The following is a 16,819-nucleotide window of genomic DNA, read 5'->3' as shown; positions in this document are numbered from 1 at the left end:
CCCTTCGGGGAGCGGGTTTTATTTTTTGGACCTGCCCCTCCTTGGGTCTTTGTTTTTTTAATTTAAGTTGCCCACTATGCTCAAACGCCTTTCCTGGCTGGCGCTGTGTGCCTGCGCCCCGCTGTCTGCCGCGCCTCACCTCGACAATCAACGTTTGCAGCAATTGGCCAATGATCCCTTCTGGATCTCCCTGGGCCACTACGAAACCGCCAAACTGGGCGGCTGGCGCAGTTATGTCAGCGACAGCAAATTCTTCCTTGCCCCTGATGGCAATGCACACCCGGACCGTGAACTGGCAGCCACCGTGCAAGCGCTGTATGCCCCGGCCAGTGCCGGCGAACAGCACGCCCAATGTGTCTACCCGTCCCGCACCCGCTGGCTGAAAGCGCAGCTCAACCTTACCGACTTGCCCGCCCCCGACTGCGCCGAGTTCAAACAATGGTTCAAGGATGTCTCGCCCCATAGCGCGGTGATGATTTTTCCAGCGGCCTACCTGAACAGCCCATCCTCGATGTTCGGTCACACCCTGTTGCGCATCGACCAGGCCGATGTGCAGACCGACAAGACCTCGCTGCTCAGTTACGCGATCAACTTCGGCGCTTATATCGAAGGTTCGGACAACAGCATCCTGTATGCCTGGAAAGGCTTGATGGGGGGTTACCCAGGCCTGTTTGCACTGGTGCCGTATCAGGAAAAACTTTCTGAGTACCGCAGCCTGGAAAACCGCGACCTGTGGGAATACCGCCTGAACCTGACGCCCGAAGAAACCCAACGCATGGTCGAGCACGTCTGGGAGCTGAAGCAGATCAAGTTCGATTACTTCTTTTTTGACGAAAACTGCTCTTATCGCCTGCTGGAACTGTTGCAGGTAGCTCGCCCGAGCCTGCGCCTGACGGAGCAATTCCCGCTGACCGCCATTCCGACAGACACCGTGAAAGCGGTGAAGGACGCCGGCCTGGTGGAGTCGACTCAATACCGGCCATCGCGCGAGCGCGAGTTGTTGAGCCGTGCCGAAACACTGGACCCTGAAGAACAGCAGTGGGTGCTCAAAGTCAGCGCCGATCAGCAGCAATTGCAGGACCCGGCATTCAAGGCGCAGCCCCGCGAGCGCCAGGCGCTGATCGTTGACGCCGCTTACCGCCTTGAGCGCTACCGCGCCAACGGTCAGGAACGCGATCCGCAACGCGCTCAACGCAGTTTCGAACTGCTGCGGGCGATCAACCAGAATCCGGCGCCAGAGCTGAATATTGCGCAACCCGGCCTGCCCGAAGACGGCCATGAATCCCGTACCTGGCAGGCCGGTATCGGTACTCGGGGCGACAAGGCCTTTGGCGAGTATGGCTTGCGCATGGCGTACCACGATCTCAACGACAACGCCGAGAGTTTCCCTCTGGGCGCACAGATCGAAATCCTGCAAATGAAACTGCGCCAGTACGAAGGCAATCAGTGGCAATTGCAGCAACTGGATCTGGCGACCATCCGCTCTCTGACGCCACGTAACGAGCTGCTCCAACCGCTGTCATGGCAGGTCACCGGAGGCCTCGAGCGCGTACCTGGCAAACATGACGATGAAACCCTGGTCAGCCACGTCAACGGCGGTGGTGGCGGCACTTGGCAACTGAGCGAGGACATGCTCGGGTTTGCCCTGGGTACCGTGCGCGTGGAACACAACAATGATTTCGCTGAATTCATCTCCCCCGCCGCCGGCTTCAACAGCGGCCTGCTGTGGAAAAACCCGCTGGGCAACTTCAGCGTGGAAGCCAAGGGAGATTTCTTCACCAATGGCGAAGTGCGTCGTAGCCTGAGCCTGAATCAGCAGTGGGAACTGTCGCGCAACCTCGGCCTGCGCCTGAGCGCGCAGCGGGAATTCAGTCATCTCGCCACACCAGAGAACGAGGTGATGCTTGAGGTGAAGTGGTATCACTATTAAGAATTTATCGAGGTCCTGTAGGAGCGAGCATGCTCGCGATGGACGTTAACGATAACGCGGGGCGCCTGATAGCCAACGTTGTCTGGACGACCATCGCGAGCGTGCTCGCTCCTACAGGGAAACAATGCATTCCACGGATCCATCACACCCCTTTCACGAACAGCTCACGAACCGGCGCCTAGAGTTGCTTCAGTAGCCGGGAGTCGATGATGTGGCGTTGTGTGGTGGTAGTGGGTTTATTGATGCTGACCACGGGTTGCGAGACGACCCACGAAAATCTGATTGCCAAAGGTTACCCGCCGGCGTTCGCCGACGGCTTCGATGACGGCTGCAGCAGCGGGCGACAGGCCGCCGGCGCGATCAGCGGGGAGTTTCGTAAAAATGTCCCGCGCTACCTCAAGGATCCGCAATACGCCGAAGGCTGGGGCGATGGCTTTCGCCAGTGCCAGGCCATGCGCGAGAGCCAGGACCGCGAGGACTACTACAGTCACCATTGGGAGGAGCGGGACAAGGCCTGGCAACAGCAGAAAGACCGGGACGCCGCCCATGCATTTCGCTCGCAATGAGTCGCTGACAGACATCCGTTGAAACCAAAAGCCTGTGACCATGGCCCAAACCCTATAACGGGAGAACACCATGAGTCGCGCTTTCGTCAATGAAGATAACGCCGCTGCGCAAGCCGACCAGCCCGTCGAACGGCAGGTGAGCGCTCAGCCCAATTATGTTACGCCGGCGGGCCTTGCTCAGTTGCAGGCAAAAGTCGCCGAACTGCAACAGCACCGCAGTCAACAGTCGGCCATGGGCGAACAGGCCGACAAGCAGCGCCTGGCCGATCTGGAGCGGGATTTGCGTTATTTCATGTCGCGTGCGCAAAGCGCCCAGGTGGTGGCAGCGCCCAGCTCACGACAAAAAGTGCAGATCGGCAGTCGGGTGACGTTCGCCGACGAACAAGACACCCAGCAGACGGTACAACTGGTTGGCGAAGATCAGGCCGACGCATCTGCGGGCCTGATCAATTGGGGCTCACCGCTGGGTCGGGCCTTGCTCGGCGCGCAGCTGGGCGACGAGGTGCTGTGGCAACGCCCGGCTGGCGATCAGACGATCGAGATCATCCGCATCGAACCGACTTAAACAACACCTTGGGCGAGCATCGCGTCGGCAACCTTGACGAAACCGGCGATGTTCGCACCCTTGACGTAGTTGATCCGGCCATTCTCCTCGCCGTACCGCACACAGGCGTGGTGGATCGACTGCATGATCGCGTGCAGCTTGCTATCCACTTCGCCCCCCGTCCAAAGCAGGCGCATGGCGTTCTGCGACATTTCCAGGCCACTGACCGCAACGCCTCCAGCGTTGGAAGCCTTGCCCGGCGCAAACAGGATGCCCGCCTCGATGAACAGGTCCACGGCTTCCAGGGTGGTCGGCATGTTCGCACCTTCGGCCACGCACACGCAGCCATTGCGCAACAGCGTTCGCGCAGCCTCGGCGTCGAGCTCGTTCTGGGTGGCGCACGGCAGCGCGATGTCGCATGCCAGGCCCCATGGGCATTGACCCGCGAGGAACTGCAGGCCGAATGCCGCTGCCAGTTCGCTGATGCGGCCGCGCTTGACGTTTTTCAACTCCAGCAGCGCCAGCCATTGCTCCTCGGTCAAACCCGCCTCGCAGTAAAGCGTGCCTTCCGAGTCGGACAGAGAAATCACTTTGCCACCCAGGTCCATGACCTTCCGAGCAGCGTATTGCGCTACGTTGCCCGAACCGGAGATCGCCACACGCTTGCCTTCAACGGTCTCACCGCTGCGCTTGAGCATTTCTTCCGCAAAGTACACGCAACCGAAACCGGTAGCTTCCGGGCGAATCAGACTGCCGCCGTAGCTGGGGCCCTTACCGGTGAGCACGCTGGTGAACTGGTTGCTCAGACGCTTGTACTGGCCAAACAGGAAACCGATCTCGCGGGCGCCGACACCGATGTCACCGGCCGGCACGTCAACGTCGGCACCGATGTGGCGATACAACTCAGTCATGAAGGCTTGGCAGAATCGCATGACTTCCGCGTCGCTTTTGCCTTTCGGGTCGAAGTCCGAACCACCCTTGCCGCCCCCCATTGGCAACGAGGTCAGCGAGTTCTTGAAGGTTTGTTCGAAGGCGAGGAACTTCAGCACGCCGAGGTTAACCGACGAATGGAAGCGCAAACCGCCCTTGTACGGACCGATGGCGCTGTTCATCTGTACGCGGAAACCGCGATTGACCTGCACCTTGCCCTGATCGTCTACCCAGGACACGCGAAACACGATGGCCCGCTCCGGCTCGCAGATCCGCTCCAGGATGCCGGAAGTCAGATAGTGCGGGTTAGCTTCCAGAAACGGCCACAGGCTGCGCAGGACTTCTTCCACCGCCTGGTGGAATTCCGGCTGGTCCGGGTCACGTTTTTTTAGTCGGGCAAGGAAGGAGTCGACGGATTCGATCATGGAAAATCTCGGCACAATTGTTGTCATTGCGCGGGACTGTACCAAAGGATTCGCGCACTGGAACAGCGCAAAATGTCGCAGTTATGAAATTAAATGGTGCATTTGTATAAATTAAATGGAGTTTTCAAAAGTTCTTGCACCAGAAAAGGGAGTACAAACTTCAGAACTGCACCAGCGGTGATACCGTCTTCGACTTGCTCGCGAAGGGCGCAACTCGGTCCCACTGAAAAAACACAGGCAAAAAAAACGGAGCCCGAAGGCTCCGCTTTTTATGCAACCAACCCGAGTCAGGCCAGTTTCTTGTGCCGTACACGGTGCGGCTGGGCAGCGGCTTCGCCAAGGCGTTTCTTGCGATCCGCTTCGTACTCGGTGTAGTTGCCTTCGAAGAACACCGCTTGCGAGTCGTCTTCGTACGCCAGGATGTGTGTGGCCACGCGGTCCAGGAACCACCGATCGTGAGAGATCACAATGGCGGCGCCCGGGAAGTCCAGCAGGGCTTCCTCCAGCGAACGCAGGGTTTCAACGTCGAGGTCGTTGGACGGTTCGTCGAGCAGCAGGACGTTGCCACCCTCCTTCAGGGTCAGGGCCAGGTGCAGGCGACCACGCTCACCACCGGACAGATCCTTGACGAACTTCTGCTGATCGCCGCCCTTGAAGTTGAAGCGACCAACGTAGGTACGCGACGGGATTTCGTAGTTGCCGATGCGGATCTGGTCCGAACCGTCGGAGATCTGCTGGAACACGGTCTTGCTGCCATCCAGGTCTTCGCGACTCTGGTCGACGCAAGCCAGTTGCACGGTTTCGCCGATTTCGATGCTGCCCGAATCCGGTGTTTCCTTGCCCATCAGCATGCGGAACAGGGTCGATTTACCGGCACCGTTACCGCCAATCACGCCAACGATGGCGCCTTTGGGCATGGCGAACGACAGGTTGTCGATCAGCACGCGATCGCCGTAGCCCTTGGTGACGTTCTTGAATTCGATGACCTTGTCGCCCAAGCGCGGGCCCGCCGGGATATAGATCTCGTTGGTTTCGCTGCGCTTCTGGAATTCCTGCGATTGCATTTCTTCGAAGCGTTGCAGACGAGCCTTGGATTTCGACTGGCGGGCCTTGGCGCCTTTGCGCACCCATTCCAGCTCTTCCTTCATGGCTTTTTCATGGGCCGACTGCTGCTTGGATTCCTGGGCCAGACGATCGGACTTGGCTTCCAGCCAACCCGAGTAGTTACCCTCGTAAGGAATACCCGCACCACGGTCGAGTTCCAGGATCCAGCCCGCAACGTTGTCCAGGAAGTAACGGTCGTGCGTGATCGCAACCACGGTGCCCGGGAAGTCGTGAAGGAAATGCTCCAGCCAGGCGACGGAATCGGCGTCCAGGTGGTTGGTTGGTTCGTCGAGCAGCAGCATGTCCGGTGCGGACAGCAGCAGGCGGCAGAGGGCTACACGACGTTTTTCACCACCGGACAGGTGTTCGACCTTGGCGTCCCACGCCGGCAGACGCAGCGCATCGGCGGCGACTTCCAGCTGGCGCTCCAAATTGTGACCGTCGCCCGCCTGCAGGATGGCCTCAAGTTTGGCTTGTTCAGCGGCCAGCTTGTCGAAGTCGGCATCCGGCTCGGCGTAAGCGGCGTAAACCTCGTCAAGGCGAGCCTGCGCGTCCTTGATCACACTCACCGCTTCCTCGACCACCTCACGCACGGTTTTGGTCGGGTCCAGAACGGGCTCCTGCGGCAGGTAACCGATGTTCAGCTCCGGCATCGGACGAGCTTCGCCTTCGAATTCGGTGTCGACGCCGGCCATGATTTTCAGCAACGTCGATTTACCCGAACCGTTGAGACCGAGCACGCCGATCTTGGCGCCCGGGAAGAAGGACAGCGAAATGTTTTTCAGGATTTCCCGCTTCGGCGGAACAACTTTGCCCAGCCGATGCATGGTGAATACGTATTGAGCCATGGAGAACCTAGGGTCAGTGACAAATGAATGATTGGAGCAGGCGATGCCTGGCCAGGCTGTGCGCGTCGTCGCTTGATGGCTATCAATGCTGCGCGCTGAAAAAACCTGATTTTAGGAGCTGGAACGCTCCCGCGTAACCGGCAAAGCTACCTGAATGACGAGAGGCAGTCCAGCCGAACGGGACTGGCACTTTGCCACAACTCAAGGCATGCTAGCCGCCCTTCGGGCGTCCGGCTTATAGTGCACGTCGCGCCAGTCCAGCCAAACCGCAGGATCACAGCTTGTCCAATGTCACGCCGCCCCTGATCAACCGCGCACCGACTGCTGCGTCCAGCTCGCCCCTGCGTGGAACCTTGAAGGGCGCTCTGGCGACTCTGGCTTTGCTGCTGCTCGCCCTGCTCTTCTGGCAGTTGCTGGATCAATTGCGGGAAACCCAGAAAAGTCAGCGTCAGTACACCATCGACTATACGGCCGACCTCGCCGCGCAGGTCAGTCTTAACATGTCGCTGAATGCGCAGATTGCGCTCAATCTGCTGCCGATCCTCGAGCAACCGCAAAGTGCGGATGAGCAGCAGGAGCTCTTGCGCAAACTGCAAAAAAGCCTACCCGATCTGATCAGCCTCGCGCTGTTGAGCCCCTCGGGCAAAATTCTCAGTGACAGCGCCGCTGACAGCGACGACGCCGACTACCTTGCCGAACTGGTGCGCCGCAGCCGCGCTCAGGTCCATTACTTCAGCAACGCCGATAATGGTTCAATGGTGCACCTGCTGTTGCACCAGTCCAGCGGCAGCAGTCGGGGTTACTGGGCGCTGCGGCTCAAACCGGGCTTTTTCTCGGTGCTGACCCAACAGAACGATGCCGGCGTGCGGCCGCTGTGGTTGGTCGAAAACCGCGTCAATCATCAGGTCATCAGCCGCGACGAATCGGGCCCCCTCGCCAAGCCGGGCGAATTGACCGAAGCCGATGTGGCCAACAGCGTGCTGACAGTGCCCCTGAGCTACAGCGACTGGCAATTGCGCGGCTTGTTCGACCGCCAACGGGTCATCGAAGAACTGCTGCCTGCCTTCGTCGGCAAATGCCTGCTGGGGTTGGCGTTCTCTTTGCTGCCGCTGATCGCCCTGCTTAACCTGCGACGCCGGCAACGCCAGGTCACTGAAGGCCGCCGCCGCTATCAGGACATTTTTGAGGGCACCGGCGTCGCGTTGTGTGTGCTTGACGTGTCCGGCCTCAAGAATGCGTTTGACAAGGCACACCTGCACGGCAGCAAGCAGTTGCAAACATGGCTGGCCGCTACCGAGCATCGGCGTCAATTGCTGCAAGAACTGCGTATCACCGAGGTCAACCAGGTGGCCTTGCAACTGCTCAACGTCAGCACTTGCGAGCAAGCCTGGAAACTGTTGATCGACGGCAATCCCCTGGACGGCACCGCCATCGGCAACCAAGTGATCGAAGCAGTGCTCAGCCAGCAAAAACAGCTGGAACTGGAGATTAAACTTCCGGACGCCAACGGCCGTGACCAGCACCTGTGGCTGGTGCTGCGACTACCGGAAGACCAGGCCGACTATAAGGCGGTGATCCTGAGCATCAACGACATCACCAGTCGCAAGCTCATCGAACTGTCCTTGCTCGAGCGTGAAGGGTTCTGGTCCGACGTGGTGCGCACCGTGCCCGATCACCTGTATGTGCAGGACGTGATCAGCCAGCGCATGATCTTCAGTAACCACCACCTGGGCCAGACACTGGGCTACAACCGTACCGAGCTGCACCAGATGGGTGAGTATTTCTGGGAAATCCTGCTGCACCCCGAAGACGCCGATCATTACCACCGTTCGCGCCAGTCCCAGCGCCACGGCGGTTATGTCCAGCTACTGCAATGTCAGTTGCGCTTCCGGCACCGGGACGGCAAGTGGCGGCGCTTCGATATTCGCGAGCAGGCCCTGGCGCGGGACAAATACGACCAGGTCACGCGAATCATCGGCGTGGCGAAGGACATCACCGAACAGATCGAGGCCAGCGAATCCCTGCGCGACAGCGAGCAGCGCTACCGGATGCTCGCTGAGAGCATCAGCGACGTGATTTTCTCCACCGACAGCCAACTCTCGCTCAACTATGTCAGCCCGTCAGTGCAAAGCGTGCTGGGCTACGACGTCGAGTGGATTTTCCAGAACGGTTGGCAAACGACCATCGCCAACCCCCAGCAACTGTCCGGCATCTTCAGCTTGATGGATCGCGTCAGTAAAGCGCTGGGAAAACCCGATCAACTGGCGCTGTTGCGCAACCAGGTACAGACCCAGCTGTTCGTGTTCGACTGTCTGCGCGGTGACGGACGCAAGATTCCCATCGAGTTGCGCCTGGTACTGGTGTGGGATGAACACGGCGCCTTCGAAGGCGTGCTTGGCGTTGGCCGGGACATCAGCCAGCAACGTCGGGCCGAGAAAGATCTGCGCATGGCGGCCACGGTATTCGAACACTCGACCTCGGCGATCTTGATCACCGACCCGGCGGGCTACATCGTCCAGGCCAACGAAGCGTTCAGCCGTGTCAGCGGATATGCCGTGGAACAGGTACTCGACCAGTTGCCGAACATCCTGACAGTGGACGAGCAACAGGAAGCGCACCTTCGCTATGTGCTCAAACAACTGAACCAGAACAGCACCTGGGAAGGCGAAGTGTGGCTCAAGCGACGCAACGGCGAGCACTACCCGGCATGGGTCGGTATCACGGCAGTGCTCGACGATGAAGGCGACCTGGCCAGTTACGTGTGCTTCTTCACCGACATCAGCGAGCGCAAGGCCAGCGAGCAACGCATCCACCGCCTGGCCTACTACGACGCCCTGACCCACCTGCCCAACCGCACCTTGTTCCAGGATCGCCTGCACACCGCACTTCAATCGGCGGAACGGCAGAAATCCTGGGTGGTGCTGATGTTCCTCGACCTCGACCGCTTCAAGCCGATCAATGACTCCCTGGGCCACGCGGCGGGTGATCGCATGCTCAAGGAAATGGCCACCCGCCTGCTCGGGTGCGTCGACGATGACGACACTGTGGCGCGCATGGGCGGCGACGAGTTCACACTGCTCCTGCAACCGCGTGCCACCCGGGAGACGGCGCTGAACCGGGCAATCCATGTGGCCGAGCAGATTCTCGCCAGCCTGGTGACACCGTTCGTGCTGGAAGGCCGTGAGTTTTTCGTCACCGCGAGTATCGGCATTGCCCTGAGTCCGCAGGATGGCAACGAACTCAGTCAGTTGATGAAGAACGCCGACACGGCGATGTACCACGCCAAAGAGCGCGGCAAGAATAACTTCCAGTTCTATCAGACCGACATGAACGCCAGTGCCCTGGAGCGCCTGGAGCTGGAAAGCGACCTGCGTCATGCCCTCGACCAGAACGAATTCATCCTGTACTACCAACCCCAGTTCAGTGGCGACGGCAAACGCCTGACCGGCGCCGAAGCCCTGTTGCGCTGGCGCCATCCGCGTCGCGGCCTGGTGCCGCCCGGGGATTTCATCCCGGTGCTCGAAGAACTTGGACTGGTGGTGGATGTCGGCGACTGGGTGATCAGCGAGGCGTGCCGTCAGCTCAAAACCTGGCATCAGGCCAAGGTTCGGGTGCCGAAGGTGTCGGTGAACATCTCTGCCCGCCAGTTCTCCGACGGCCAACTGGGTACGCGCATCGCCACTATCCTCAAGGAAACCGGCCTGCCACCGGCGTGCCTGGAGCTGGAGCTGACCGAAAGCATCCTGATGCGCGAGGTCAGCGAAGCGATGCAGATTCTCGACGGCCTTAAAAACCTCGGTTTGAGCATCGCCGTCGACGACTTCGGCACCGGTTATTCGTCGCTCAACTACCTCAAGCAGTTCCCGATCGATGTGTTGAAAATCGACCGCACCTTCGTCGATGGCCTGCCCTCGGGCGAACAGGATGCGCAGATCGCCCGGGCGATTATCGCCATGGCCCACAGCCTTAACCTGGCGGTTATCGCGGAAGGTGTGGAAACCCACGAACAGCTCGATTTCCTGCGTGAGCATGGTTGCGATGAGGTTCAGGGGTATCTGTTCGGGCGACCGATGGCGGCTGGGCAGTTCGAGGCGCAGTTCAGCAATGATGCACTTTTTGTGTTTGATTGAAGCTGACAGCTCCAATCAAACAAAAAAAGAGCTGCAAGCTGCAAGCTGCAAGCAACAGCGAATCAGCTTTTACTTGTTGCTTGCGGCTAACAGCTTGAAGCCCGCTTATCCACAACGTGATTGTGTTTCATAGCCCTTCCAAAAGCGGTTGGGTTAGAATGCCCCCCTTTTCTGCCCCCGATCCTTGAGGACCGCCATGTTCAGCCGTGATTTGACTATTGCCAAGTACGACGCCGATCTCTTTGCCGCCATGGAGCAAGAAGCTCAGCGCCAGGAAGAGCACATTGAGCTGATCGCTTCGGAAAACTACACCAGCCCTGCGGTGATGGAAGCTCAAGGCTCGGTGCTGACCAACAAATACGCCGAAGGCTACCCAGGCAAGCGCTACTACGGCGGTTGTGAGTACGTCGACGTGGTTGAGCAACTGGCCATCGACCGCGCCAAGCAGCTGTTCGGCGCCGACTACGCCAACGTTCAACCACACGCCGGATCGCAAGCCAACAGCGCCGTTTATCTGGCCCTGCTGTCGGCTGGCGACACCATCCTGGGCATGAGCCTGGCCCACGGCGGTCACCTGACCCATGGCGCCAGCGTTTCGTCCTCGGGCAAGCTGTACAACGCTATCCAGTACGGCATCGACGCCAACGGCCTGATCGACTACGACGAAGTCGAGCGCCTGGCGGTCGAGCATAAGCCGAAAATGATCGTGGCCGGTTTCTCCGCCTACTCGCAGATCCTCGACTTCCCGCGCTTCCGTGCAATCGCCGACAAGGTTGGCGCCTACCTGTTCGTTGACATGGCCCACGTGGCCGGCCTGGTTGCCGCAGGTGTCTACCCGAACCCGGTTCCATTCGCTGACGTGGTGACCACCACCACCCACAAGACCCTGCGCGGTCCACGTGGCGGCCTGATCCTGGCGCGTGCCAACGCCGACATCGAGAAGAAACTGAACTCCGCCGTATTCCCGGGCGCCCAGGGTGGCCCGCTGGAGCACGTCATCGCCGCCAAAGCGATCTGCTTCAAGGAAGCACTGCAGCCTGAGTTCAAGGCTTACCAGCAACAAGTGGTGAAAAACGCCCAGGCCATGGCCAGCGTATTCATCGAGCGCGGGTTCGACGTGGTTTCCGGCGGTACTGAGAACCACCTGTTCCTGCTGTCGCTGATCAAGCAGGAAATCTCCGGGAAAGATGCTGACGCCGCACTGGGCAAAGCTTTCATCACCGTGAACAAGAACTCCGTGCCAAACGACCCACGCTCCCCGTTCGTCACTTCCGGCCTGCGCTTCGGCACCCCGGCCGTGACCACTCGTGGTTTCAAGGAAGCCGAGTGCAAGGAGCTGGCGGGCTGGATCTGCGACATCCTGGCCGACCTGAACAACGAAGCGGTGATCGACGCCGTTCGTGAGAAAGTCAAAGCCATCTGCAAAAAGCTGCCCGTTTACGGCGCCTGATAGCAGGTCATTGAAAAATCCCGGCCCCGGTGGCCGGGATTTTTTTTGCCCGAGATTCGACCGTTGAAAGATGTACTTGAAACATCAGATCATCAAATGGGCGACTCACTCAAACTTCATTGCTGATAGTTTAATCATCACCGGATATACCCGGAACAATCAAACCCAATGCACAATGGAATGAATTGCATGAGTCAGAACAAAGAGCGCTCATTTGTAGCCTCGGCCACTACCCACCATGGAAACCTGCACCTACCCAAACTCACTTACGGTAGAACCGTGCACATTAAAAAACCGGATTACGACGCCTGGTCATTTGAAGCAAACATGGACGTTTCAAACTATCTTTGCGTACTAAAAGGTGCACCACAAAAAATCAATTTCTACTTCTATTGCATCGAAGACTACTACTCGATTTATCTTTTAACCAACGACATCTATCACCGTCAGGCCTTGAGCAACGAGGAAAAGGACTTCATCGCAGCCTTCGCGCCCAATAACGAGCAAACCACTTACAACCTGCTCGATGCACAGGGCCGCATCCTCACCCCTGAACAATTCAACAGTCACACCCCAACCGTCAGGATACAGACCCGGGGTGGCAAAACCCTGAGCGTGCGAGGCAACACCAAGGTCGGCGGCCTGGTCTGCACCGAATCACCACGCTCCAAGCCGTTGGATATCACGCTCAACATCATCAGTCGCGGCGCGGCTTGATCATCCAGGCAAGGAGCCGCTCATGACGACCGACCGACAGAAATCTTTCATTGCGACCTTGAATGTCGACGATAAGCAAATGCATTTTCTCGACATGTTTCACGGTGAGCCAGTCTACATCGTCAACCCAAACTTCAGTGGCGGCGTATTTACCGGTCGCCCGCGAAAACTTGACCACTCCCATTTCCTGGCATTGCGACCGAATACATCTGCACCACCAGATCTTTCATTAACACTCTATTTCAGACATGCGCACTATGGCTATACGCTTTATATCAGGACGCCTGGACAACACTTCGGAAAATGCCTGAGCCACGACAACAATCTGATTGGTGCATTCCCACCCGGCGAAGCATCTTTATTCCACTTGGTGGACACTCTGAATTCAACCATCAATCTGGATCATATACAGGCAGATGAAACTACGATTTTTCTACGACTCAAGAATTCAGGCCTGATTCATGCGCAGAGTTCTCATCACTCCAGGCATGTATTCATTGGTAATAAGGGTGGACTGCCGCTCCCCTTCAAATTGAAGATTCTCGAAAGAAACGCCCCTTACATCAACCATCCTGATGAAGTTTGATGCGCCAGGAGCGGGTTTCAGCGGGCGAGTCAGCTCGCCCGCTCGTTTCGCAAGCAACGCCCGAGGTCAATCCGCCGCCATCCTGGCGAACCCCGCCTGGATCTTCTCCTGCGGCAGATCATCGGCGATGAACACGATCACGCTTTCGCGCGGCTCATCGATGGCCCATTCGGTATCCCAGTCGAAGCCGTACAGCTTCAGCACACCCTGAAACACCATACGCCGCGGCTCGCCCTGAATGTTCAGCACGCCTTTGTAGCGAAGCAGTTGCTTACCATGGTCTTCCAGCAGTTCGTTCATGAACTCGCTGAGCTTGTCGATATCCAGCGGTTTGTCAGTGCGCAGCACCAAGCTGGAAATTCGATCAATAGAGGGCGCGACGCTCACCGGCCGCAAACTCAGGCCGCCACCGAGGTCGGCATTGAGATTGAAGCCGCGCACGTCGAGCAGTTCAGCCAGGTCGATATTCCCGTGGTCCACCAGACGAATCGGGGCGCGGCGATTGATGCGGGTCAGGCGCTCGCTCAAGGCGTTGAGGGTCACCTCGTCCACCAGATCGCGTTTGCTCACCAGCAAGCGGTCGGCGAAGCCGATCTGAGCCTGGGCGATGGTCTGTGTCAGATGTACCTCGGCATGCGCTGCGTCGACCAGAGTGATGATGCCGTCGAGGATGTAACGTTCGCGCAGTTCTTCATCGATGAAGAAGGTTTGCGCCACAGGCGCAGGGTCCGCCAGGCCGGTGCACTCGATCACCAGCCGGTCAAAAGCCAGCTCGCCGCTGTCCAGGCGCTCGAGCAGCAAGTACAGCGCCTTGGTCAGGTCAGTGTGGATGGTGCAGCAGACGCAGCCGTTGGACAGCGTCATCACTTGCACCGGCTCATCACCCAGCAGTTGGGTGTCGATACCGGCGTCACTGAATTCGTTCTCGATCACGGCGATTTTCAGGCCGTGCTCGGCCTTGAGCAAGTGGCGCAGCAACGTGGTCTTGCCGGCGCCGAGAAAGCCACTGAGGATCGTGACGGGCATGGGGGAGGACACACTGAATCTCCTGTCATATGAAATCTGAAGAAAAACACAAAACAAATGTGGGAGCGGCGGTGCGACGATTCGACTTGCTCGCGATTAGGCCGTGTCAGTCAACATCAATGTTGAATGACACACCGCTTTCGCGAGCAAGTCGAATCGTCGCAACGCCGCTCCCACAGGGGTATCGCGCTAACCAGGCCGTTAGCTCAACAACACTTCGGCCCACCCTTGCCACCGTAACGGGCTTCCTGGCGCTCCCGGAAGAACACCTCGTAGCTCATCACCGGTTTGTCCGGGTGTTTGGTCTGCATGTGCTCGACGTAGGTATCGTAGTCGGGCATGCCGACCATCAGGCGTGCAGCCTGACCGAGGTATTTACCGAGGCGACTCAGGTCATTGAACATGCTGCACTCCTCGATCAAGCGTCCGGCAATGCCTGGAACGGCGCTTCTTTATCCGTACGCTCTTTTTTGCCCCAGGCGGCAATGCCAACCTTGAGCGCATAGAACAGGATACTGAACACCACAAACAGGAACAGCGCCGTCAGCGTTGCGTTGGTGTAGGCATTGAAGATCACGTGCTGCATCTGCTCGACGCTCTTGGCTGGGGCCAGGACCTGACCATTAGCCAGCGCATCGCTGTACTTCTTCGCCAGGGACAGGAAGCCGATCGCCGGGTTGGCGTCGAACAGCTTGATGAAGCCGGCAGTGGAAGTGCAGATTAGCAACCAGACCGCAGGCAGCATGGTGACCCAGACGTAGCGCTGACGCTTCATTTTGATCAGCACGACCGTGCCGAGCATCAGTGCGATACCGGCCAGCATCTGGTTGGAAATACCGAACAGCGGCCACAGGGTATTGATGCCACCCAGCGGGTCGATCACGCCCTGATACAGCAGCCAGCCCCACATGGCCACACAACCGGCGGTGGCGATCAGGTTGGCGGTCCAGGATTCGGTGCGTTTGAGCGCAGGCACGAAGGAGCCCAGCAGGTCCTGCAGCATGAAACGCCCGGCACGAGTACCGGCATCCACGGCCGTCAGGATGAACAAGGCTTCGAACAGGATCGCGAAGTGATACCAGAACGCCATGGTGTTTTCACCCGGCAGGACACTGTGCAGGATCTGCGCGATGCCGACCGCCAGGGTCGGCGCACCGCCAGCACGGGCCAGGATGGTGGTTTCACCGATGTCCTTGGCCACCGCTTGCAGCGCCTCGGGGGTAATGGCAAAACCCCAGCTGCTGACGGTTTGCGCCACAGCCACCACGTCACCGCCAACGACGGCTGCGGGGCTGTTCATGGCGAAGTACACGCCCGGCTCGATCACCGACGCGGCAACCATGGCCATGATGGCCACGAAGGACTCCATGAGCATGCCACCGTACCCGATGTAACGGGCGTTGGTTTCGTTATCCAGCAGTTTCGGCGTGGTGCCCGACGAGATCAGCGCATGGAAGCCCGATACCGCGCCGCAGGCGATGGTGATGAACAGGAACGGGAACAGACCGCCCTTCCAGACCGGGCCAGTGCCGTCGACGAACTGGGTCAATGCCGGCATTTTCAGCTCGGGCATGGTCACCAGGATACCGATCGCCAAGGCGATGATGGTGCCGATTTTCAGGAAGGTGGAGAGGTAGTCACGCGGCGCCAGGATCAGCCACACCGGCAATACGGCGGCAACAAAACCGTAACCGATCAGCATCCACGTGATCTGGATCCCGGTGAAGGTGAAGGCCTTGGCCCAGACCGGATCGGCAGCGATCTGCCCGCCCAGCCAAATGGAACCCAGCAGCAACAACACGCCGATCACCGAGATTTCGCCGATGCGACCCGGACGGATGTAGCGCATGTAGACGCCCATGAACATCGCGATCGGGATGGTCGCGATCACCGTGAAAATGCCCCACGGACTCTCGGCCAGGGCCTTGACCACGATCAGCGCCAGCACCGCGAGGATGATGATCATGATCAGGAAGCAGCCAAACAGGGCGATAGTGCCGGGGATACGACCCATTTCCTCACGGACCATGTCGCCCAGGGAGCGACCGTTGCGGCGGGTGGAGAGGAACAGGACCATGAAGTCCTGCACCGCACCGGCCAGCACCACGCCGGCGATCAGCCACAACGTACCGGGCAGATAGCCCATCTGCGCAGCCAGGACCGGACCGACCAGTGGCCCCGCGCCCGCGATGGCGGCGAAGTGGTGACCGAACAGAATGTGCTTGTTGGTCGGCACATAGTCCAGACCGTCGTTATTGAGCACGGCAGGGGTAGCCCGACGTGGATCGAGTTGCATCACGTTGTTGGCGATGAACAGACTGTAATAGCGGTAGGCGACGAGATAGATGGCCACCGCAGCGACCACAATCCACAAGGCGTTGATCGCCTCGCCTCGACGCAATGCCACTACGCCAAGGGCGCACGCTCCCACGATTGCCAGCAGCAGCCAGGGTATGTGGCGTAGCAGGCTATTGTTATTTTTCATTTTATTATTCCAGCCAGGGTGGACAAGAAAGACAGCCACCCCGAGTTTAGCTCTCCTGACGGCAAAGACCATACCCGA

General features: G+C 58.9%; 12 protein-coding genes. 7 read left to right on the top strand and 5 right to left on the bottom strand.

All coding sequences use genetic code 11. The annotated features are described in order from the left end of the window. Nucleotides 1–76 precede the first annotated feature (76 nt). From AB4O36_RS00505 to AB4O36_RS00495, 3 genes are all read left to right on the top strand, one after another. Entirely contained in the window at nt 77–1,930 is a 1,854-nt protein-coding gene (locus tag AB4O36_RS00505; RefSeq protein ID WP_460140877.1) for an Lnb N-terminal periplasmic domain-containing protein, read from the top strand. A gap of 209 nt (nt 1,931–2,139) precedes the next feature. Then, nucleotides 2,140–2,496, top strand: a complete 357-nt coding sequence (locus AB4O36_RS00500; RefSeq protein ID WP_460120715.1) for a hypothetical protein — start codon at nt 2,140–2,142, stop codon at nt 2,494–2,496. A gap of 70 nt (nt 2,497–2,566) precedes the next feature. Beyond that, the gene (locus AB4O36_RS00495; RefSeq protein WP_460120713.1) at nt 2,567–3,061 is read left to right on the top strand and encodes a GreA/GreB family elongation factor; all 495 of its coding nucleotides are present in this window, start codon (nt 2,567–2,569) and stop codon (nt 3,059–3,061) included. On the opposite strand, the gene gdhA is transcribed toward AB4O36_RS00495, so the two are convergent. Both gdhA and ettA read right to left on the bottom strand, forming a co-directional pair. After that, nucleotides 3,058–4,395: an NADP-specific glutamate dehydrogenase gene (gdhA, locus tag AB4O36_RS00490; RefSeq protein ID WP_460120711.1), complete on the bottom strand. Its 1,338-nt coding sequence runs from the start codon at nt 4,393–4,395 to the stop codon at nt 3,058–3,060. The genes AB4O36_RS00495 and gdhA overlap by 4 nt on opposite strands. A 287-nt stretch (nt 4,396–4,682) precedes the next feature. Continuing rightward, nucleotides 4,683–6,347: an energy-dependent translational throttle protein EttA gene (gene ettA / locus AB4O36_RS00485; RefSeq protein ID WP_460120709.1), complete on the bottom strand. Its 1,665-nt coding sequence runs from the start codon at nt 6,345–6,347 to the stop codon at nt 4,683–4,685. 281 nt (nt 6,348–6,628) lie between these two features. Between ettA and AB4O36_RS00480 the strand changes: the two genes are divergently transcribed. From AB4O36_RS00480 to AB4O36_RS00465, 4 genes are all read left to right on the top strand, one after another. Further along, complete coding sequence (locus AB4O36_RS00480) at nt 6,629–10,477, top strand: sensor domain-containing protein (protein ID WP_460140876.1); 3,849 nt, start codon at nt 6,629–6,631, stop codon at nt 10,475–10,477. A 196-nt stretch (nt 10,478–10,673) separates the two neighbouring features. Further along, nucleotides 10,674–11,927, top strand: a complete 1,254-nt coding sequence (glyA, locus tag AB4O36_RS00475; RefSeq protein ID WP_460120705.1) for a serine hydroxymethyltransferase — start codon at nt 10,674–10,676, stop codon at nt 11,925–11,927. Between the two features lie 189 nt (nt 11,928–12,116). After that, the gene (locus AB4O36_RS00470) at nt 12,117–12,644 is read left to right on the top strand and encodes a hypothetical protein (protein WP_460140875.1); all 528 of its coding nucleotides are present in this window, start codon (nt 12,117–12,119) and stop codon (nt 12,642–12,644) included. A gap of 22 nt (nt 12,645–12,666) precedes the next feature. Continuing rightward, nucleotides 12,667–13,230, top strand: a complete 564-nt coding sequence (locus AB4O36_RS00465) for a hypothetical protein (protein WP_460140874.1) — start codon at nt 12,667–12,669, stop codon at nt 13,228–13,230. A gap of 66 nt (nt 13,231–13,296) precedes the next feature. Here AB4O36_RS00465 and yjiA read toward each other — a convergent pair whose 3' ends face one another. The 3 genes from yjiA to AB4O36_RS00450 all read right to left on the bottom strand — a co-directional run bounded on the left by yjiA (nt 13,297) and on the right by AB4O36_RS00450 (nt 16,741). Beyond that, nucleotides 13,297–14,268 carry a GTPase gene (gene yjiA / locus AB4O36_RS00460; protein WP_460140873.1) on the bottom strand — a complete coding sequence of 324 codons (972 nt, stop codon included), beginning with the start codon at nt 14,266–14,268 and terminating at the stop codon, nt 13,297–13,299. A gap of 194 nt (nt 14,269–14,462) precedes the next feature. Beyond that, a complete protein-coding gene (locus AB4O36_RS00455; protein ID WP_460120698.1) occupies nt 14,463–14,660 on the bottom strand; it encodes a YbdD/YjiX family protein in 198 nt (65 codons plus the stop codon). Between the two features lie 14 nt (nt 14,661–14,674). Next, nucleotides 14,675–16,741, bottom strand: a complete 2,067-nt coding sequence (locus AB4O36_RS00450; protein WP_460120695.1) for a carbon starvation CstA family protein — start codon at nt 16,739–16,741, stop codon at nt 14,675–14,677. Nucleotides 16,742–16,819 lie beyond the last annotated feature (78 nt).

Source organism: Pseudomonas sp. S2_E01 (assembly GCF_054668365.1).
The sequence above is the reverse complement of the archived record's forward strand: the minus strand, read 5'-3'. Positions and strand labels throughout refer to the sequence as shown.